This is a genomic window from Pseudoduganella aquatica, assembly GCF_009857595.1.
GTDB classification, from domain to species: Bacteria; Pseudomonadota; Gammaproteobacteria; order Burkholderiales; family Burkholderiaceae_D; genus Rugamonas; species Rugamonas aquatica_A.
In genome coordinates this window covers 89,352-108,471 of record NZ_WWCU01000012.1, presented here as the reverse complement: position 1 = coordinate 108,471, position 19,120 = coordinate 89,352, and the positions used below count along the sequence as shown (strand labels likewise).

The window sequence follows — 19,120 nt, the reverse complement described above, 5'->3', positions numbered from 1 at the left end:
TGGTTGCTATGACTGAAAAACGCGCCGGACGGGAAAACCCGCCGGCGCGTTCTCTTTTTGAATCACGTGATTAGACCGGGCAGCTGTTGCCAGTACGGTAGTCGATCACTTTTACTTTGCCGTCGATAATGTCTTTGCGCACGCCCAGGACTTTCTTTTCGATTTCCGGGGTGATCAGCTTGCGGTTGTGCTCATCGAGAGCCCAGTCCACGCCGCCTTCTTTCAGGCCCTTGGCCAGCACGCCGGCTTTCCAGGTGCCGTTCTTCATCTGCATGAAGGAATCATACACGGCATTGTCGATGCGCTTGACCATGGAGGTCAGCACGCTGCCTGGGTACAGGCTGTTCTGGTTGGAATCGACGCCGATCGACAGCTTGCCTTTTTCCTTGGCCGTCTGCAGCGTGCCCATGCCCGAGCCGCCGGCCACTGCGAACACCACGTCCACGCCGCGTTCGAACTGCGAGCGCGCCAGTTCGCCGCCCTTGGCCGGATCGTTCCATGCGGCCGAGGTGGTGCCCACCATGTTCTGGAATACTTCCGCTTTCTTGTCGGTGGCTTTCGCGCCTTGAGCGTAGCCGCAGGCGAAGGTGCGGATCAGCGGAATGTCGATGCCGCCGATGAAGCCCAGCTTCTTGCTCTTGGAGGCCATCACGCCGGCCACGCCCACCAGGTAGGAACCTTCTTCTTCCTTGAAGGTGATCGAGTTCACGTTGGCGCCTTGCGCCACGCCGTCGATCAGCACGAAGCGGACTTTCGGAAATTCCTTGGCGACCTTCTGCACCGCTTGCGTTTGCGCGAAGCCGATGGAGGCGATCAGGTCCATATTCTTGCGGGCCAGGCCGCGCAGAACCTGCTCGGCTTGCGTGTCGCTGCTGGCTTGCGCTTCGAGGAAGCTGATGTTGGTGTCTTTCTTGAAGCGCGCGGCGCCTTCGGAAGCGGACTGGTTGAACGACTTGTCGAACTTGCCGCCCGCGTCGTAGACGATGGCCAGTTTCGGGTCAGCGGCGCAGGCGCCAGCTGCCACGCACATGGCGGCGATCGTCAGACTGAGTTGTTTGATTTTCATGAGTAGGCTCCTGGAAGTTCGATATTGTATATTTTTTGCGGCCAGAACATGTAACTTGGGCTGTTTTTTAGAGGCAATGCCCCGATTAATTGTTTTTCCTGCATCGCATCAAAAACGTGAAACTTGGTCATATTGTGTCGCGGCCTTGTCGTGCCGGTGCAACATTGTACAAAGCCCAAAATTTATTTTACGTTGTTGCTTTTTCATGCTGTTGCCGATTGATCTAGCCAAATCGGTACGCCGCTTCCATCTCGCCGCCACCGCCTTGCCACCCTCTGCGGCACTCTCGCCGCAATGCGCTATATAAGTGGTCCGCATGACGGTTGAATAGCCACTTACTATGCATGAGCCGGTATATGTATGGCAAATACGTTTTTTATTGTTTATTTATATGGGAATCATATAAATTGAATCTATTGTGTCGTAATTTCCAGTTAAAAGGTTTCATGCTAGGATTCGCCCTTGTAATGATTTTATTGGTTTTTTGTAAAGCAATCCCTGCTAGGAGCTGGTTCATGATGACAAAAAGTAAGTACGCGTCCCGCACGCTGATCGCCCTGGCGATCGCCGGCGCCTTCCCGCTGCAAGGCGCGATGGCCCAGGAAGCCGCCCAAGCCGACGCCAAGGCGCAAGCCGGCCAGCTGGAAACGGTGATCGTGACGGCAGCGCGCCGCTCGGAAAACATCAAGGATGTGCCTATGGCCATCTCCACCATGAAAGGCGAAAAGCTGGACGTGCTGACCGCCGGCGGCGACGACATCCGCTTCATGTCCGGCCGTACCCCGTCGCTGAACGTGGAATCGGACTTCGGCCGTTCCTTCCCGCGCTTCTACATCCGCGGCCTGGGCAACACCGACTTCGACCTGAACGCCTCCCAGCCTGTGGGCCTGGTGTACGACGGCGTAGTGCAGGAGTCGCCGATGCTGAAAGGCTTCCCGGTCTTCGACGTGGAACAGATTGAAGTGCTGCGCGGCCCGCAAGGCACGCTGTTCGGCCGCAACTCGCCGGCCGGCGTGATCAAGTTCGACTCGGTCAAGCCGACCAACAAGCAGGAAGGCTATGTGTCGGCCGGCTTCGGCAAGGACGGCGTGTTCAATGCCGAAGGCGCCTTCAACCTGCCGGTCAACGAGATGATCAGCGCCCGCGTATCTCTGCAATCGCAGTCGCGCGACGACCGCGTGCACAACCCGCGCATCACCGGCACCCAGGACTTCGAAGGCTACAAGGACAACGCGGCCCGCGTGCAGGTGGCGTTCAAGCCCAACAAGGACTTCAGCGCCTTGTTCAATGTGCACCACCGCGACATGGACGGCAGCGCCACCCTGTTCCGCGCCGGCATCATCAAGAAGGGCACCAATGAGATCGTGGACGGCTTCGACTACGGCCGCTACCCGACCGACGGCTTCAACACCCAGAAGCTGAAAGTCACCGGCTCCAGCCTGACCCTGCGCTACGACCTGCCGACGATGACGCTGCACTCCATCACCGGCTACGAGAAGGCCAAGTTCTACAGCCGCGCCGACGTGGACGGCGGCTACGGTTCCGGCGCCACCTCCGGCCCGGCTCCTGCCTTCATCCCGTTCACCTCCGAAACCGCCGACGGCCTGCCGGACCACAAGCAGATCTCGCAAGAGTTCCGCGTCGAGTCCAACACCAAGGACCGCCTGCAGTGGATCGGCGGCGTGTACTACTTCAAGGAAGACATCGTTGTCGACAGCTTCAACTTCGACACCCTGGGCGGCGGCGTAGTCAACGGCTATGCGCAGCAGACCCAGAACTCGCGCTCGTGGGCGGCCTTCGGCTCCGTCAACTACGCGCTGAGCGACGTTTGGAAAGTGCGCGCCGGCGTGCGCTACACCGACGACAAGAAGGACTTCGTGGCAGCCCGCACGCTGACTCCCTTCGGCGGCAAGAACGTCGGCCCGCTGTTCGCGCATCCGAAAGACACCAACATCAGCTGGGACCTGAGCACCAACTACGAGATCGACAAGAACACCAACGTGTACGGCCGCATTGCGACCGGCTACCGCGCTCCGTCGATCCAGGGCCGCGTGCTGTTCGGCGACACCATCTCGGTGGGCGATTCGGAGAAGAACCTGTCGGTGGAAGCCGGTATCAAGCAGGACTTCCTGAACAAGCGTGCGCGCCTGTCGGCTTCGGTGTTCAAGTACCGCGTGAAAGACCTGCAACTGACCGCAGGTTCGGGCGCCGTCAACCAGAACCGCCTGGTCAATGCGGACAAGGCTGAAGGCCAGGGCTTCGAGCTGGACATGCAAGCCATTATCTCGGAAGAATGGCGCGCCACCATCGGCGGCAGCTACAACGACACCGAGATCAAGGACGCAGGCCTGTTCGTGGCGCCATGCGGCAACGGCTGCACCGTCACCAACCCGACCAAGACCATCGGCGGCTCCACGGTTGCGCTGATCAACGGCAACCCGCTGCCGCGCGCGCCCAAGTGGGTGGGCAACTTCACGCTGCGCTACAGCACCCCTGTGGCCAACGGCGAGTTCTACGCCTACACCGACTGGGCTTACCGCGACAAATACAATATGTTCCTGTACGAAGCGAAGGAATACAAAGCCAAATCCATGCTGGAAGGCGGCCTGCGCGCCGGCTACAAATGGGCTGACGGCAAGTACGAAGTCGCCGCTTACGGCCGCAACATCACCGGCCGCGAGCAAGTCATCGCCGCGATCGACTTCAACAACCTGACCGGTATCGTCAACGAACCGCGCACCTACGGCGTGCAGTTCAAAGCGAACTTCTAATAAGTTCTTCGTTGGCGAAGCCCGCGCATCGTAAGATGTGCGGGCTTTTTTACTTTCAGGAGCGGCGGGATGCAGACAGCGGTAAGTTTATGGCCCTTGCTGGGCGTGGCGGTGATCGTGGTGGGCTTTTTGCTGCGCGCGCATCCGGTGCTGGTGGTGGCGGCGGCGTGCTTCACAACGGGCTTCGCCGCCATGATGCCGGTGGAGGCCTTGCTGGCGTCGCTGGGCAGGGCCTTCGTCAAGACGCGCAACCTGCCGCTGATCTATCTGCTGCCGCTGGCCGCGATCGGCCTGCTGGAGCGCTACGGCTTGCGCGAGCACGCGCAGGCCGCCATCGCCCGCGTGAAGGCGGCGACGGCGGGGCGCATACTGATTGTCTACCTGACGGTGCGCGAACTGTCCGCCGCAGGCGGGCTGACCAGCCTGGGTGGGCATCCGAACATGGTGCGGCCGCTGGTGGCGCCGATGGCGGAAGCGGCGGCCGAGCTGCGCCACCCGGGCCTGAGCGAACGCCTGCGCCAGCGCGTGCGCGCCATGGCCGCCGCCACGGACAACGTGGGCCTGTTCTTCGGCGAGGACATCTTCGTGGCCTTCGGCGCCATCGTGCTGATGCAGACCATCCTGCGAGGGGAGGGCATCGAGGTTGACCCGCTGCACGTGGCCATGTGGGGCATACCCACCGCCGTGACGGCCTACATCATCCACGCCTGGCGCTTGCGCCGCCTGGACCGCGAGATCGAGCGCGAGCTGCTCGCCGCCGCAGGCAAGGCCGCAGCAGGTGCAGCCGCTCCGCTGCCGACCGGAGGCCAGCCATGATCTTCAAGCTGGAATACTTTTACCTGCTGCTGGGCGCCGTGCTGGCGCTGATCGCGCTGCTCACGCTGGCCGACCGCAGCAACCCGCGCCGCCACACGACGGCGCTGTTCTGGGCGCTGTACGCCGCAATTTATCTGGCTGGCGAAGCGCTGCCGGAAGCGACGGCGGGCGCCATCATGATCACCATGGCGCTGCTGGCCGGCTTTGGCGGCGTGCGCATGGGCGCGCCGAATAATCTGCCCGAGTCCGAGCGCCGCAGCAGCGCCCAGCGCTTGGGCAACAAGCTGTTCGTGCCCGCGCTCATCATCCCCGGCGTCACCATGGCCTGCGCCACCTTGCTCAAGGACGTCAAGCTGGGCGGCCTTTTCCTGTTCGAGCAGAAGCACCTCACCCTGGCCGCGCTGGGCTGCGCCTCGGTGATCGCGGTGGCGGTTGCCTGCGTTATGCTGCGCGCCACACCGCTGCAGGCCGCGCGCGAGCAGCGGCGCCTGGTCGACGCCATGGGCTGGGCCATCGTTCTGCCGCACATGCTGGCCGTGCTTGGGCTGCTGTTCACGGAGGCGGGCGTGGGCAAGGCCGTGGCCCACGTCAGCACCTCCTACATCAATATGGACTACAAGCTGGTGGCGGTGGCCGTGTACTGCGGCGGCATGGCGCTGTTCACCATTGTCATGGGCAACGGCTTCGCCGCTTTCCCTGTGATGGCGGGCGGCGTCGGCATACCCGTGCTGGTGAACGTGTACGGCGCCAATCCGGCGGTCATGGCCGCCATCGGCATGTTCAGCGGCTACTGCGGCACGCTGATGACGCCCATGGCCGCCAACTTCAACATTGTGCCCGCCGCGCTGCTGGACCTGCACGACAAGCACGCCGTCATCAAGGCCCAGATCCCCACTGCGCTGCCGCTGTTGGGGGCGAATATACTGCTGCTGTATTTCCTGATGAACTATTGACGATGAAAACGATATTGCTGACCGGCTTCGAGCCGTTTAACCAAGAGACCATCAACCCCGCCTGGGAAACGGTGCGCGCGCTGGACGGCTGGAGCGAGGACGGCTTCCGCGTGGTGGCGCGCCAGTTGCCCTGCGTGTTCGGCGAGGCCAACGAGGCGATGGCGCAGGCGGTGGCGGAGCTTCATCCTGCGGTGGTGATCGCGGTGGGGCAGGCGGGCGGGCGCTGCGACTTGTCTGTGGAACGCGTGGCCATCAATGTGGACGACGCGCCGATCAGGGACAACCGTCAGCAGCAGCTGGTGGACGAGGCCATTGTGCCGGGCGGCCCGGCGGCGTATTTTTCCACGCTGCCGATCAAGGCCATCGTGGGCGCGCTGCGGGAAGCGGGGCTGCCTGCTTCGGTGTCGCAGACGGCGGGCACTTTTGTGTGCAACCACGTGTTTTATGGGCTGATGCATGCCGCAGCGAAGGGGCGGAGGGCGATGCGGGCGGGGTTCATCCACATTCCATATTTGCCCCAGCAGGCGGCGGCGCACCCGGGTGCGGCCAGCATGGCGCTGGCGGATATGATTGAAGGCCTGCGCATCGCGGTGCGCACCACGCTCGCCACCGTGGCCGATGTGCGCGTGCAGGGCGGGGCGATGCAGTAGCCGCGTCACCGCTGGCGGGTTACGGCGTTCCGCCTAACCCGCCCTACGTGTTCGCGTGGTTCGGGTGGTTCGCGTGGTTCAGGTAGTTCGCATGGGGCGCATGGGTCGCGTAGGGCGGGTTAGCGGAGCGTAACCCGCCGGCAGTCACGTGGCGGGCTTGAGGATGTTGAGGAAAGCCCGCACCACCGGCGCGTCGTCCAGCGTGGTGTAGGTGATGTACAGATTGGCCGACGGCGGGTTGGTGCGGATCGGCACGAACACCACGCCCGGCCAGCCGATGCGGCTGGTGGTCTCTGGCAGCAGTGCCACGCCCAGCCCCGCGCCCACCATGGCCAGCAGGGTCTGCGGCTCGGACGCTTCCTGGAAGATGGTGGGCTGGAAGCCTGCCTTCACGCAGCACTGGATCAGGTAGCGCGGGAAGGCCGACTTGTCGAGCGCCAGCGTCAGCATAGGCTCGTTGGCGATGTCGGTCAGCTCGATCGCGTCCTGCTTGGCCAGCGGGTGGTGCTCGTTCAGCGCCACGCACACGTTCTCGCGGAAGCACAGCTCCTGGCGCAGGTTGTCGTTGCGCAGGTCGTCCTCGTTCAGTTTCGGCTCGCGCCAGAAGCCCACGTCGATCTGCTTGGCGCGCAGCGCGTCGTACTGCACCGTCGGTCCGAATTCATGGATGGTCCACGTCACGCGCGGGAACTTGCTCTGGAATTCCTCCAGCAGCGAGGGGATAGGCCCCCACATCGCCGAACCCACGATGCCCACGCGCAGCCGGCCCACTTCGCCACGGTCGATCTGGCGGATGGTGTCTATGGTCATGCGCATCTTGGCCAGCAGCTCGGACGCTTCGGACATCAGCGCCTTGCCCGCCACCGTCAGCTCGAAGGTGCGCGTGGTGCGCGCGAACAGGCGCACGCCCAGTTCACTTTCCAGCTTCATGATCTGCTGGCTCAGCGGCGGTTGCGATATGTGCAGCCGTTCCGCAGCGCGGCTGAAACTCTTTTCTTCTGCAACGGCGAGAAAGTACTTTAGTTGTTTCAGATCGATGGACATGGCAGGCCTTCGTTATACGACGGGGTGCTCCAGCAGTGCGCGCGCCAGTTCGGCGCCGACGCGGGCGTTGTTCTTTACCAGGGCGATATTGGTGGCCAGGCTGCGGCCCTCGGTCAGCTGCTTGATGCGCGCCAGCAGGAAGGGTGTGACCTTCTTGCCGGTGACGCCGCCCGCCGCCGCTTCGCCCAGCGCCTGCGCGGTGATGGCGTCGATCTCCGCCTTCGGCATGGCCTGGTCTTGCGGCACCGGCGCGCTCACCACCACGCCGCCCTTCAGGCCCAGCTTCCACTTGGTGTTGATGAAGGAGGCCTGCTCGGCCGGCGTATCGAGCTGGAAGTCGGCGTTGAAGCCGCTTTCGCGCGTGAAGAAGGCCGGGAATCCGGGCTGGCCTACGCTCACCACCGGCACGCCGTGCGTCTCCAGGTATTCCAGCGTGAGGCCGATGTCGAGGATGGACTTCACGCCCGCGCACACCACGGCCACCGAAGTCCGCGCCAGCTCCTGCAGGTCGGCCGAGATGTCGAAGCTGGTCTCGGCGCCACGGTGCACGCCGCCGATGCCGCCGGTGACGAAGACATGGATGCCCGCCAGCTCGGCGCAGATCATGGTGGCGGCCACGGTGGTGGCGCCCAGCTTGCCGGTCGAGAGCACGTAGGGCAGGTCGCGGCGGCTCACCTTCATGGCGTCCGGCGAGTTGCCCAGCAATTCCAGCTGCTCGGGCGAGAGGCCGATGCAGATCTTGCCGCCGATGATGGCGATGGTGGCCGGCACGGCGCCCGCGTCGCGGATGATCTGTTCAACTTCCTGCGCGGTCTGCACGTTCTGCGGGTAAGGCATGCCGTGCGAGATGATGGTCGATTCCAGCGCCACGACGGGTTTGCCCGCTGCGCGCGCGTTGGCCACTTCGGCCGAGTAGGAGAGGAATTGGTGCATGGTGGTTTCCTAAAAGTGGAATTCGTTGATCTCGTCGAGAATGTCGGCGGCCAGCAGGGGGGAGACGGTGTCCGGGCTTTCCAGCGTCATGGCGGCCACTTTCAGGCCACGGCGGCAGGCCAGCGTGAGGTCGCCGTTGCCCTGGTAGATGGACCAGCACACGCCGGCGGCAAAGGCGTCGCCTGCGCCGGTCACGTCCACCACGTCCACTTGCGGGGCGGGCAGCCAGCTCAGGCCTTCCGCGCCGGTGTGCGAATTTGTATGAAACACGCCTTCGCCGCCGCAGGTGATGATGAGGTCCTGCGCGCCTTGCGCCTGCACGTCGCGGCAGGCTTGCGCAAGCGCGGCTTCGTCTGGCAGGGCGCGGCCCACGCGGGTTTCCAGTTCGCCGCGGTTGAGCACCAGCAGGCGCAGACCGTGCAGGTCTTGCGGCAGGCGCGCCATCTTGGGCTGGGACACGGCCACGATAATAAGCGGCAGGGCGTCGCGCTGCGCGTCCTGCAGCAGGGCGGCCACGCTGTCCAGCGGCAGGTTCAGGTCGGCCACCACCATCGCGGCGCCGCCGCGCTGCGGCGTGCGGCTGGCCAGGAAGTCCGGCGTCATCTGGTCGTACAGCGCCATGTCGGCCAGGGCCAGCACCATTTCGCCGCGCTCGTCCAGCACGGCGGTGTAGGTGCCGCTGTAGGTATTGTTCAGGCGCAGCGTGCCGCGCGTGTCGATGCCGGCCGTCTCGGCCTGTTGCAGCAGCGAGTGGCCGGCCGTATCGTCGCCCACGGCGGTGAGCAGGGCGGACGGCAGGCCGAGGCGGGCCAGGTTCTCGGCGATGTTGCGGGCCACGCCGCCATGCACTTCCTCGGCGTAGGCCGGATTGGAGGTGCCCATTTGCAGCGTTTCCAGCGTGCGCAACTTGCGGTCCAGGTTGGCAGCGCCTATACAGAGTACAGGGCGTTTATCCGGCAGCACGTAGGCGCGGCCGAGCAGGCGGCGTTCGCGTATCAGGCTGGCGATGTGGCCGGCCACGGCCGAGCGCGACAGGCGCAGCTCGACGGCCAGGTCTTGCTGGGAGACGAAGGGGTTGGCGCGGATCAGCTCGTAGAGCTGCTCTTTTTTGGATGTGTCCGTCACGGGCGGTGGCCTTGTAAACATTTGTCTTTCATCGTAAACATATGTCCGTGCAGTGTCAAATGCTGAAAAAAGAGGCGCAGCCCCTAATTTATACGACTTTCATATAAATGACCAAGAAAAATGGTATTTGCCATACATATAGGGCTCAGGCATAGTGTCGCCTGTATAGCCGTAAGTCACATTCCCCGCGCAGCAGCCCAAAACTCACAGATAAAACACTTAAAACGAGGATAACCATGTCTAACAATTCTCCATTCCAGGCCGCCGCCATCGTCCGTTCGCGCATGCCAGCGAACTTCCAGCCACGCCTGGCCATGATCCTGGGTTCCGGCCTGGGCGTACTGGCGGAGCAAATGACGGACGCGGTGACTATCGGTTTCGACGAACTGCCGGGCTTCCCCATCTCCACCGTGCACGGCCACGCCGGCGCCATGGTGCTGGGCACCCTGAACGGCGTGCAGATGGTGTGCCTGAAAGGCCGCGGCCATTTCTACGAAGGCTACGGCCTGGGCGTGATGACCTCCGCCGTGCGCACCCTGAAACTGCTGGGCGTGGACTTCCTGTTCGTGACCAACGCGGCCGGTTCGCTGCGTCCTGAAGTGGACGCCGGCTCGCTGGTGGCGCTGACCGACCACATCAACTTCCTGCCGGGCACCCCGATGATAGGCCCGAACGACGAACGCTTCGGCCCGCGCTTCTTCAGCATGGCCAACGCCTACGACGCCGACCTGCGCAATCTGCTGAAGAGCACCGCAGCCGAGCAGGCCATCACGCTGCATGACGGCGTCTACATCGCCTACGCCGGTCCGAACTTCGAAACCCCGGCCGAAATCCGCGCCTTCAAAACGCTGGGCGCGGACGTGGTGGGCATGTCGGTGGTGCCGGAAGTGGTGCCTGCGCGCCACTGTGGCCTGAAGGTGGTCGGCGTGTCCGTCATTACCAACCTGGCCGAAGGCCTGTCGCCGTTCCCGCTGTCGCACGAGCAGACCCTGAAGTACGCCGCCATCGGCGCCGAAAGCCTGATCAAGCTGATCCTGGCCTTCGTGGAAAACGTGGCAAAAACGCCTAAGGCGTAATAAGAAAAGGGGCGGCTGGACCGCCCCTGTGCTTTATTCGGCATAAACTGACCTTTTGAGCGAGCCTATCATGTCACGCGCATTCATCCTCCTACTGGACTCCTTCGGCCTGGGCGCAACGCCCGACGCCGGCAAATACGGCGACAGCGCCACCAACACCTTCGGCCATATCGCCGCATGGGCTGCCAGGGAAGGCAAGCCGATGTCGCTGCCGAACATGGAAAAACTGGGCCTGGCCGCTGCCGCCCACGAAGCCAGCGGCCAGTGGGCCGAAGGCTTCCCGCTGCGCGACGGCTTCACCGCAGCCTATGGCGCGGCGCGCGAACAATCGACCGGCAAGGACACGCAGAGCGGCCACTGGGAAATCGCCGGCGTGCCGGTGCTGTTCGACTGGGGCTACTTCCCCAAGACCGTGCCGTCCTTCCCGAAAGAGCTGACCGACAAGCTGCAGGAACTGACCGGCGTGCCGGGTTTCCTGGGCAACTGCCACGCTTCCGGCACCACCATCATCAATGAGTTGGGCGACGAGAGCGTTGCAAGCGGCAAGCCTATCCTCTACACCTCCGCCGACTCCGTGCTGCAGATCGCCTGCCACGAAGAGCACTTCGGCCTGGAGCGCCTGTACGATATGTGCGAGAAGGCCTATGAGCTGGTCAAGCCCTACAACATCGGCCGCATCATCGCGCGTCCATTCGTGGGCGCCAACGGCAACTACAAGCGCACCTCCAACCGCCACGACTACGCCATTCCGCCGCACGCGCCCACGCTGCTGGACCATGTGAAGAACGAAGGCGGCGAAGTGATCGCCCTGGGCAAGATCAGCGACATCTACGCCGCGCAAGGCGTGAGCCGCGTGGTGAAGGGCCCGGACAATATGGCCCTGTTCGACGCGTTGCTGAAAGTGCAGGACGAGGCGGGCGACAAGTCGCTCACCTTCGTCAACTTCGTCGACTTCGACCAGTCCTTCGGCCACCGCCGCGACGTGGCAGGCTATTCGAACGCGCTGCATGAAATGGACGCCCGCCTGCCCGAGTTCTTCGCCAAGATGAAGGACGGCGACCTGTGCGTGATTACCGCCGACCACGGCTGCGATCCCACCTCGCCCGGCTCGGACCACACCCGCGAACATATCCCGATGATCTTCTTCGGTCCAGGCGTGCAAGGGCGCCCGCTCGGCATCTCGGAAACCTTCTCCGACATCGGCCAGACGCTGGCCCACCACCTGGGCGTGAAACCACTTTCCAACGGAACCAACCTCCTATGACCATCCCGCACGACTTCAAGCGCACCGAGGCAATGGCCCTCGACCTGAGCTGGCTGAACCATATCCACGTGAACAAGGCGGCGGCCGACCGCCGCGCCGCCTCGCTGGCGAACCGCCGCTCGGTGAAGAAAGAGTACCAGGCCGCCTGGCTGGTCAAGGCCATCGGCCTGATCGACCTGACCACGCTGTCGGGCGACGACACCCCGGGCCGCGTCGAGCGCCTGTGCATGAAGGCCATGCGTCCGCTGCGTTCGGACCTGGTGGAAGCGCTGGGCCTGCAAGACCTGAACGTGACCACCGGCGCCGTGTGCGTGTACCACGAGATGATCAAGCCGGCAGTGCAGGTGCTGCAAGGCCGTTTGCCTATCGCCGCCGTATCGACCGGCTTCCCTGCGGGCCTGACCAGCATGGAAACCAAGGTGCGCGAGATTGAATTGAGCGTGGCCGCTGGCGCCACCGAGATCGACATCGTCATCACCCGCCAGCACGTCCTGACCGGCAACTGGCAAGCGCTGTACGACGAAATGCTGGCTTACCGCAAAGCCTGCGGCGAAGCGCACGTGAAAGCCATCCTGGCCACCGGCGACCTGGTGACGCTGGAAAACGTGGCCAAGGCTTCGTGGGTCTGCATGATGGCAGGCGCGGACTTCATCAAGACCTCCACCGGCAAGGAAGGCGTGAACGCCACCATCCCGGTGTCGCTGGTGATGGTGCGCGCGATCCGCGAGTTCTACGAGCAGACCGGTTTCAAGATCGGCTACAAGCCTGCGGGCGGCGTGGGCACCGCGAAGGGCGCCCTGCAGTACATGACCGTGATGAAGGAAGAACTGGGCAATGACTGGCTGGAGCCGCACCTGTTCCGCATCGGCGCATCGAGCCTGCTGACCGACATCGAGCGCCAGCTCGAGCACTACGTCACCGGCAACTACTCCGCTGCCCACCGTCACGCGCAACCGTAAAGAACATCGAGAAGACACCGCTATGCCAACTATCAACGAGATCCTCAATACCATGGAATACGGCCCGGCACCAGAAAGCCAGAAAGAAGCGCAAGCGTGGCTGGACCAGAAAGGCCGCCAGTTCGGCCTGTTCATCGACAACGCCTGGAGCGACGCCGGTGAAACCTTCGCATCGAACAATCCGGCCGACGGCAAAGAGCTGGCCAAGCTGACGCAGGCGACCGGCGACGACGTCGACCGCGCCGTGGCAGCCGCGCGCCGCGCGCAGCCGGGCTGGCAAGGCCTGGGCGGCCATGGCCGCGCCAAGATCCTGTACTCGATCGCGCGCCTGATGCAGAAGCATTCGCGCCTGTTCGCCGTGCTGGAAACGCTGGACAACGGCAAGACCATCCGCGAAACCCGCGACGCCGACCTGCCGCTGGTGGCGCGCCACTTCTACTACCACGCAGGCTGGGCACAGCTGCAGGACGAAGAATTCGCCAACCACCGCCCGGTGGGCGTGGTAGGCCAGATCGTCCCATGGAATTTCCCTCTCCTTATGCTGGCGTGGAAAATCGCTCCTGCGCTGGCCGCCGGTAACACGGTCGTGTTCAAACCAGCCGAATTCACTTCGCTGACCGCCATGCTGTTCGCGGACATCTGCGTGCAGGCAGGCGTGCCTGCCGGCGTGGTCAACATCGTCACCGGCGACGGCCGCGTGGGCGAAGCCATCGTCAACCATGCAGGCATCGACAAGCTGGCCTTCACCGGCTCCACCGAAGTGGGCCGCCTGATCCGCCAGGCCACCGCAGGCAGCGGCAAGAAGCTGTCGCTGGAACTGGGCGGCAAGTCGCCCTTCATCGTCTTCGAAGATGCAGACCTGGACGCCGCAGTCGAAGGCCTGGTCGATTCCATCTGGTTCAACCAGGGCCAGGTCTGCTGCGCCGGTTCGCGCCTGCTGGTGCAGGAATCCGTGGAAGAGCGCTTCCTGAACAAGCTGCGCGCGCGCATGGACAACCTGCGCCTCGGTTCGCCGCTGGACAAGTCGATGGACATCGGCGCCCTGGTCGATCCGGTGCAGCAGCAGCGCATCGCCGGCCTGGTGGAATCGGCCCGCAGCGAAGGCTGCACCGTGTACCAGCCTGCCGGCTGCCAGATCCCGGCCGACGGCTCCTGGTTCCCGCCTACGCTGATCACCGGCGCATCGACCTCCGCCGCCGTGGCGCAAGCCGAAATCTTCGGCCCCGTGCTGGTGGCGATGAGCTTCCGCACCCCGCCTGAAGCGGTACAGCTGGCCAACAACACCGTGTACGGCCTGGCCTCCTGCGTATGGACCGAGAACATCTCGCTGGCGCTGGACGTGGCGCCGCAGATCAAGGCCGGCGTGGTATGGATCAACACCGCCAACCAGTTCGACGCCGCTTGCGGCTTCGGCGGCTACCGCGAATCCGGCTACGGCCGTGAAGGCGGCCGCGAAGGCATGTACGAATACCTGGTGCCCGTGTCGGAAGACGCGCGTCCTGCCGCACCTGTGCTTGCAGCGCCTGCGAAAGCCAAGGCAGCTCCTGCCGCCGCCGACGCATTCGCCATCGACCGCACCGCCAAGCTGTACATCGGCGGCAAGCAGGCCCGCCCTGACGGCGCCTACAGCCGCGCCATCCACGGCGCGGACGGCAAGTTCATCGGCGAAGTGGGCGAAGGCAACCGCAAGGACATCCGCAACGCCGTGGAAGCCGCGCACAAGGCCACCGGCTGGACCAAGGCCACCGCGCACAACCGCGCGCAAGTGCTGTTCTACATCGCAGAAAACCTGGCCGCGCGCGGCGAGGAATTCGCTGCCCGCATCGGCGCGATGACCGGCGCGAAGAATCCGGAGAAGGAAGTGCAAGCGGCCATCGAGCGCCTGTTCTACTGGGCGGCGTGGGCCGACAAGTACGACGGCCTGGCGCACCAGCCGCCTATGCACGGCATTACCGTGGCGCTGAACGAAGCCATCGGCGTGATCGGCATCGTGGCGCCGAACGAGTCGCCGCTGCTGGGCTTCATCTCGCTGGTGGCCCCTGCGATTGCAGTGGGCAACCGCGTGGTGGTCGTGCCTTCGGAAGCGCATCCGCTGTCGGCAACGGATCTGTACCAGGTGTTCGATACGTCCGACCTGCCGGGCGGCGTGGTCAACATCGTCACCGGTTCGGCGGACGAACTGGCGCGCACGCTGGCTTCGCACTCGGACATCGACGCCGTATGGCGCCATGACGGTTCGGCCGAAGGCTGCGCCGAAGTGGAGCGCCTGTCGGCAGCGTCGCTCAAGCGCACCTGGACCGGCGGCGCCAAAGGCCGCGACTGGTACAGCACCGCGCAGGTGGGCGGCCGCGCAGTCCTGGCGCATGCCTCGCAAGTGAAAAACATCTGGATTCCATACGGCGTCTAATGTTGGCGGGTTACGCCTTCGGCTAACCCGCCCTACGCAAGACGCACCCGCGCCGCGCAAGCACGTAGGGCGGGTTAGCGCAGCGTAACCCGCCAAAGGGGCCGCAGACCAGACCCTGGCCTGCGGCCCCAAATACCTTACAAAGAAGAGAAAAAAGCCATGTTCCTCACTCAAGAGATCATCCGCAAAAAGCGCGACAAGGGCGCCCTGACTGCCGAAGAAATCCAGTTCTTCGTGCGCGGCATTACCGACGGCAGTGTCAGCGAAGGGCAGATCGCCGCGCTGGCCATGGCCGTCTTCTTCAATGACATGAACATGGACGAACGCGTGGCCTTCACCCTGGCCATGCGCGATTCCGGCCAGGTGCTGGAATGGAAATCCCTGAACCTGCCCGGCCCGGTGATGGACAAGCACTCCACCGGCGGCGTGGGCGACGTGGTCTCGCTGATGCTCGGCCCCATGATCGCAGCCTGCGGCGGCTTCGTGCCCATGATCTCCGGCCGTGGCCTAGGCCACACCGGCGGCACGCTGGACAAGTTCGACTCCATCCCCGGCTACTCCACCGTGCCGGACAACGACAAGTTCCGCCAGGTGGTGCGCGAAGTGGGCGTGGCCATCATTGGCCAGACCGCCTCGCTGGCGCCGTCCGACAAGCGCTTCTATTCCATCCGCGACGTGACCGCGACGGTGGAATCGGTGGCCATGATCACCGGCTCCATCCTGTCGAAGAAGCTGTCGGCCGGCCTGGACGTGCTGGCCATGGACGTGAAAGTGGGCTCCGGCGCCTTCATGCCTAGCTACGAAAAATCGGTGGACCTGGCCGAGAGCATTGTCACCGTCGGCAACGGCGCCGGCACGCTGACCTCCGCGCTGCTGACCGATATGAACGAATCGCTGTCGCCATGGGCCGGCAATGCGCTGGAAGTGCGCGGCGCGATTGACTACCTGACCGGCAAGTCCCGTCCGGCGCGCCTGCATGAAGTGACCATGTCGCTGTGCGCGGAGATGCTGGTGCTGGGCAAACTGGCCGCCACCGAAACCGAAGCGCGCGCCAAGCTGCAGCACGCGCTGGACTCCGGCGAAGCCGCCGAGCGCTTTGCTCGCATGGTGACCGCGCTGGGCGGCCCGTCCGACCTGATGACGAATATGGACAAGCACCTGGAGCATGCGCCTGTTGTGGTGGACGTGCCTGCGCTGTCGTCCGGCTTTGCGTCCAAGACCGTGTGCCGCGAAATCGGCCTGGCCGTGGTGTCGCTGGGCGGCGGCCGCCGCGTGCCGACCGACAAGATCGACTTCGCCGTCGGCCTTACCGACCTGGTCGAACTGGGCCAGCCGGTGCAAGCCGGCCAGCCGCTGGCCAGGGTGCATGCCCGCACCGAAGCGGCAGCGCAAGCCGCCGTGGCGCAGATCCAGGCAGCCTACACCATCGCCGACACCGCGCCCGCCGCCAACCCGGTCATCTACCGTACCATCCGTCCATAACACCATCGAAGGGCCGGGGTCAGACCCGATGGGTCTGACCCCAGGTTCTCAAGGATTCCTCAATGAACAACGAACAACTGATCGCCGAAGCCGCGCAGGCCCGCCTGAAAGCCTACACGCCTTACTCGAACTTCAAGGTCGGCGCTGCGCTGCTGACCAATGACGGCAAGGTTTTCCACGGCTGTAACGTGGAGAACGCGTCCTACGGCCTGTGCAACTGCGCCGAGCGCACCGCCTTCTTCAGCGCCATCGCGCACGGCTACAAGCCGGGCGATTTCGACAAGCTGGCCGTGATCGGCGAGACCGACGGTCCTATCGCGCCGTGCGGCGCCTGCCGCCAGGTGACGCTGGAACTGGGCGGCAACGAGCTGCCGGTGGTGCTGGCCAACCTGAAGGGCGACGTCTTCGAGACCACCGCGGCGGCCCAGCTGCCGAACGCCTTCGGCGGCGCGGACCTGAAGAAGAAGTAAGCATCTTGAAGAAGGTAATCGACGTTCAGGCTGCGGTCGCCGTTGCGGCGGCCGAGGCCATCGTGGCGAAGACGCAGGGGACTTTCGGCGTCGGTGGCGCCATGCTGGATCAAACCGGCAAGGTGCTCAAGTCGCTGCACAACAACGTCATCCGCCAGGGCATGGTGTACGACCCCACCGCGCACGGCGAGCGCCAGCTGATCGACTGGTATCACGCCGAGCGCGCCAAGGGCACGCCGCTGCCCGAGCCGAAGGACATCACCATCGTCACCTCGCTCGACCCTTGCTGCATGTGCACCGGCGCCATCCTGGCCGGCGGCTTCAACGTGCTGGTGGCGGCCACCGACGCCAACGCGGGCATCAATTACGACAGCAGCGCTTCCTTCGACGCGCTGCCGGAAGGCTTGCGCGCGCAGGCCCGGTCCACCTTCGGCTACCCGGCGGTGCTGGGCGACTCGCAGTACGCGCGCGCCGCGCACGGCATGGCGCCGAAGTCCTTCTTTATCGGGAAGACCATCAGCGAGCCGACGCAGGCCTTGTGCTCGCTGGTGTTCGAGGCCACGGCGAAGGGAGCGATGGCGCTGTTCAATGCCGACCCGCCGCGCGAGGAACTGAAAGACCCGGCCACGCTGTCGCCCAAGCACGCCATCCTGTGCGCGCTGAAGAAGGTGTATCCGGAGGCGCTCTCGGTGCGCTGCGCGCCGCAGCGGCCGGACGCAAGCCTGGCGCCGGCCCTGAAAAAGGCCATGGCGCGCGACAAGGTGATGGGCGGGAAGGGCGACGCCGTGGCGCTGCTGGACTCCTTTGGCAATCTGTTGCTGTGCATGCCGGGACGGCGCAACAAGTCGGGCATACGCACGGCGTTCATGGAGTGCACGCGCGCTTATGCGCAACTGCGCTACAAGCTGATGGACGGCGCCAGCGCGGCGCAGCGCGAGGAAGTACGCCAGTACCTGGGCCATCCGAAGGACGGCACGTTTGTGTTTGCCAACGGGCCGGACGACGGCGCCCTGAGCTTCATGGAACTGGGCGCGTATGGCTCGACCATGGAGGGCGAACTGCCGGAGTCGAATCCGGCGCAGTTCCAATATGTGCATCCCTCGCTGCCGCAGCAGGCGCTGGAACGGATCTGCCAGTCCATGCCGCCCCTGTACCGGCATTTGATACGCATACGCCCGGTGCAGGTAGCCGACAGCGGACTGATTGCTTCGTTAGCCGCGTAGGGCGGGTTAGGCGAAGCCGTAACCCGCCAATCACGCCACCGGCGCCAGCATATTCGCATCGCGCGCCAGCTGCCACGCGCCTTCGCTATTCCTGCGGAAGATGGACAAGGTATGCCCCGCGCGGCGCATGGCCTTGCCGCCTTCGGCCAGCGGCAGCACGCGCACTTCCAGCGTGGTGCGGCACCAGGCCATGTCGCCGCAAACCTCCACCTCGTCCACCGTGCTGTCCGATTCGATGCGGTGCGTGGCCAGCAGCGCGCGCAGGCCGGCGCCGAAGCCGTCGCGCCCATGCATGGGCGGCTGGCCTGCCACCAGGAAGACCGCGTCCGGCGTCATCAGCTTGAGCACCTTCTCCACATCGCCCGCGCGGGTCGCCTCCATCCATGCGGCGATCACGCGCCGGATTGCCAGTTCGTCGCTCATGCACTGGCCCACGGGTCGTAAGTGCCCACGCTCCACAACTGGCCTTCCGGGTCGCGGCAGGTGAAGCCGCGCCCGCCGTAGGCCTCGTCCTTGAGCGGCATGATGATGGGCGCGCCCGCGTCGACCGCGCGCTGGTGCACCAGGTCGGCGTCGTTGACCACCAGGTAGCAGCACTGGGTGACCTTCATGCCGGTGTCGGCCGGCTGCGCCATGAGCTCGCCGAACTCGGTGTTGAAGATGGAGCTGAGCATCACCATGCCGTTGCCGTAGCTAAGCTGCGCATGCGCGATGGTGCCGTCTTCGTTCGGAACAACCAGTGCCCGCTCGAAACCTAAAGTGCGGCACAGCCATTCTATGGCGGCGGGCGCGTCGCGGTAGCGCAGACACGGCGTGATGGTGGCGCGGGTGTTCTTCGGTATGCTGGACATGTGCTCCCCCTGAGTGGTGTGAGGCTAGTC

General features: G+C 64.6%; 17 protein-coding genes. 11 read left to right on the top strand and 6 right to left on the bottom strand.

Translation table 11 applies throughout. From position 1 onward, the window contains the following. Positions 1-70: 70 nt before the first annotated feature. On the bottom strand, positions 71-1,066 hold the full coding sequence (locus tag GTP77_RS12960) for a BMP family lipoprotein (protein ID WP_161072573.1): 996 nt from the start codon (positions 1,064-1,066) through the stop codon (positions 71-73). A gap of 518 nt (positions 1,067-1,584) precedes the next feature. Between GTP77_RS12960 and GTP77_RS12955 the strand changes: the two genes are divergently transcribed. The 4 genes from GTP77_RS12955 to pcp all read left to right on the top strand — a co-directional run bounded on the left by GTP77_RS12955 (position 1,585) and on the right by pcp (position 6,256). Then, complete coding sequence (locus GTP77_RS12955; protein ID WP_161072623.1) at positions 1,585-3,837, top strand: TonB-dependent receptor; 2,253 nt, start codon at positions 1,585-1,587, stop codon at positions 3,835-3,837. A gap of 69 nt (positions 3,838-3,906) precedes the next feature. Further along, positions 3,907-4,653 (top strand): DUF969 domain-containing protein, encoded by a 747-nt coding sequence (locus tag GTP77_RS12950; RefSeq protein ID WP_161072572.1) that lies wholly within the window; start codon positions 3,907-3,909, stop codon positions 4,651-4,653. Next, a complete protein-coding gene (locus tag GTP77_RS12945) occupies positions 4,650-5,606 on the top strand; it encodes a DUF979 domain-containing protein (protein WP_161072571.1) in 957 nt (318 codons plus the stop codon). The genes GTP77_RS12950 and GTP77_RS12945 overlap by 4 nt, the downstream gene beginning before the upstream one ends. 2 nt (positions 5,607-5,608) lie before the next feature. Further along, positions 5,609-6,256, top strand: a complete 648-nt coding sequence (gene pcp, locus GTP77_RS12940) for a pyroglutamyl-peptidase I (protein WP_161072570.1) — start codon at positions 5,609-5,611, stop codon at positions 6,254-6,256. Positions 6,257-6,400: 144 nt separating this feature from the next. Here the strand turns inward: pcp and GTP77_RS12935 are convergent, their stop codons facing one another. From GTP77_RS12935 to GTP77_RS12925, 3 genes are read right to left on the bottom strand one after another with little or no spacing between them, the layout of a single operon-like run. Next, complete coding sequence (locus GTP77_RS12935) at positions 6,401-7,300, bottom strand: LysR family transcriptional regulator (RefSeq protein WP_161072569.1); 900 nt, start codon at positions 7,298-7,300, stop codon at positions 6,401-6,403. Between the two features lie 12 nt (positions 7,301-7,312). Then, entirely contained in the window at positions 7,313-8,233 is a 921-nt protein-coding gene (locus tag GTP77_RS12930) for a pseudouridine-5'-phosphate glycosidase (RefSeq protein ID WP_161072568.1), read from the bottom strand. Positions 8,234-8,242: 9 nt separating this feature from the next. After that, positions 8,243-9,358: a carbohydrate kinase gene (locus GTP77_RS12925; RefSeq protein WP_161072567.1), complete on the bottom strand. Its 1,116-nt coding sequence runs from the start codon at positions 9,356-9,358 to the stop codon at positions 8,243-8,245. A gap of 236 nt (positions 9,359-9,594) precedes the next feature. Here GTP77_RS12925 and xapA point away from each other — a divergent pair, with 236 nt between their 5' ends. From xapA to GTP77_RS12890, 7 genes are all read left to right on the top strand, one after another. Further along, positions 9,595-10,434: a xanthosine phosphorylase gene (gene xapA / locus GTP77_RS12920; RefSeq protein WP_161072566.1), complete on the top strand. Its 840-nt coding sequence runs from the start codon at positions 9,595-9,597 to the stop codon at positions 10,432-10,434. 70 nt (positions 10,435-10,504) lie between these two features. Then, the gene (locus tag GTP77_RS12915; RefSeq protein ID WP_161072565.1) at positions 10,505-11,698 is read left to right on the top strand and encodes a phosphopentomutase; all 1,194 of its coding nucleotides are present in this window, start codon (positions 10,505-10,507) and stop codon (positions 11,696-11,698) included. Next, the gene (gene deoC, locus GTP77_RS12910; protein WP_161072564.1) at positions 11,695-12,657 is read left to right on the top strand and encodes a deoxyribose-phosphate aldolase; all 963 of its coding nucleotides are present in this window, start codon (positions 11,695-11,697) and stop codon (positions 12,655-12,657) included. The genes GTP77_RS12915 and deoC overlap by 4 nt, the downstream gene beginning before the upstream one ends. Before the next feature lie 22 nt (positions 12,658-12,679). Then, complete coding sequence (locus GTP77_RS12905) at positions 12,680-15,064, top strand: aldehyde dehydrogenase family protein (protein ID WP_371869355.1); 2,385 nt, start codon at positions 12,680-12,682, stop codon at positions 15,062-15,064. A 159-nt stretch (positions 15,065-15,223) separates the two neighbouring features. Next, complete coding sequence (gene deoA / locus GTP77_RS12900) at positions 15,224-16,546, top strand: thymidine phosphorylase (RefSeq protein WP_161072563.1); 1,323 nt, start codon at positions 15,224-15,226, stop codon at positions 16,544-16,546. Positions 16,547-16,608: 62 nt separating this feature from the next. Beyond that, positions 16,609-17,016, top strand: a complete 408-nt coding sequence (locus GTP77_RS12895; protein ID WP_161072562.1) for a cytidine deaminase — start codon at positions 16,609-16,611, stop codon at positions 17,014-17,016. Between the two features lie 5 nt (positions 17,017-17,021). After that, entirely contained in the window at positions 17,022-18,239 is a 1,218-nt protein-coding gene (locus GTP77_RS12890) for a nucleoside deaminase (RefSeq protein ID WP_161072561.1), read from the top strand. 30 nt (positions 18,240-18,269) lie between these two features. Here the strand turns inward: GTP77_RS12890 and GTP77_RS12885 are convergent, their stop codons facing one another. Then, entirely contained in the window at positions 18,270-18,662 is a 393-nt protein-coding gene (locus GTP77_RS12885) for a YybH family protein (protein ID WP_161072560.1), read from the bottom strand. After that, positions 18,659-19,090: a VOC family protein gene (locus tag GTP77_RS12880; protein WP_161072559.1), complete on the bottom strand. Its 432-nt coding sequence runs from the start codon at positions 19,088-19,090 to the stop codon at positions 18,659-18,661. Before GTP77_RS12880 ends, GTP77_RS12885 begins: the two co-directional genes overlap by 4 nt. Positions 19,091-19,120: the final 30 nt, after the last annotated feature.

Excerpts from the sequence above, each read along its gene's own strand:
- pcp (WP_161072570.1), top strand. The coding sequence starts at position 5,609 with ATGAAAACGATATTGCTGACCGGCTTCGAGCCGTTTAACCAAGAGACC.
- GTP77_RS12915 (WP_161072565.1), top strand. The coding sequence starts at position 10,505 with ATGTCACGCGCATTCATCCTCCTACTGGACTCCTTCGGCCTGGGCGCA.
- GTP77_RS12955 (WP_161072623.1), top strand. The coding sequence starts at position 1,585 with ATGACAAAAAGTAAGTACGCGTCCCGCACGCTGATCGCCCTGGCGATC.
- GTP77_RS12885 (WP_161072560.1), bottom strand. The coding sequence starts at position 18,662 with ATGAGCGACGAACTGGCAATCCGGCGCGTGATCGCCGCATGGATGGAG.
- GTP77_RS12960 (WP_161072573.1), bottom strand. The coding sequence starts at position 1,066 with ATGAAAATCAAACAACTCAGTCTGACGATCGCCGCCATGTGCGTGGCA.
- deoC (WP_161072564.1), top strand. The coding sequence starts at position 11,695 with ATGACCATCCCGCACGACTTCAAGCGCACCGAGGCAATGGCCCTCGAC.
- GTP77_RS12905 (WP_371869355.1), top strand. The coding sequence starts at position 12,680 with ATGCCAACTATCAACGAGATCCTCAATACCATGGAATACGGCCCGGCA.
- GTP77_RS12880 (WP_161072559.1), bottom strand. The coding sequence starts at position 19,090 with ATGTCCAGCATACCGAAGAACACCCGCGCCACCATCACGCCGTGTCTG.
- GTP77_RS12895 (WP_161072562.1), top strand. The coding sequence starts at position 16,609 with ATGAACAACGAACAACTGATCGCCGAAGCCGCGCAGGCCCGCCTGAAA.
- GTP77_RS12930 (WP_161072568.1), bottom strand. The coding sequence starts at position 8,233 with ATGCACCAATTCCTCTCCTACTCGGCCGAAGTGGCCAACGCGCGCGCA.
- GTP77_RS12935 (WP_161072569.1), bottom strand. The coding sequence starts at position 7,300 with ATGTCCATCGATCTGAAACAACTAAAGTACTTTCTCGCCGTTGCAGAA.
- GTP77_RS12945 (WP_161072571.1), top strand. The coding sequence starts at position 4,650 with ATGATCTTCAAGCTGGAATACTTTTACCTGCTGCTGGGCGCCGTGCTG.
- xapA (WP_161072566.1), top strand. The coding sequence starts at position 9,595 with ATGTCTAACAATTCTCCATTCCAGGCCGCCGCCATCGTCCGTTCGCGC.
- GTP77_RS12950 (WP_161072572.1), top strand. The coding sequence starts at position 3,907 with ATGCAGACAGCGGTAAGTTTATGGCCCTTGCTGGGCGTGGCGGTGATC.
- deoA (WP_161072563.1), top strand. The coding sequence starts at position 15,224 with ATGTTCCTCACTCAAGAGATCATCCGCAAAAAGCGCGACAAGGGCGCC.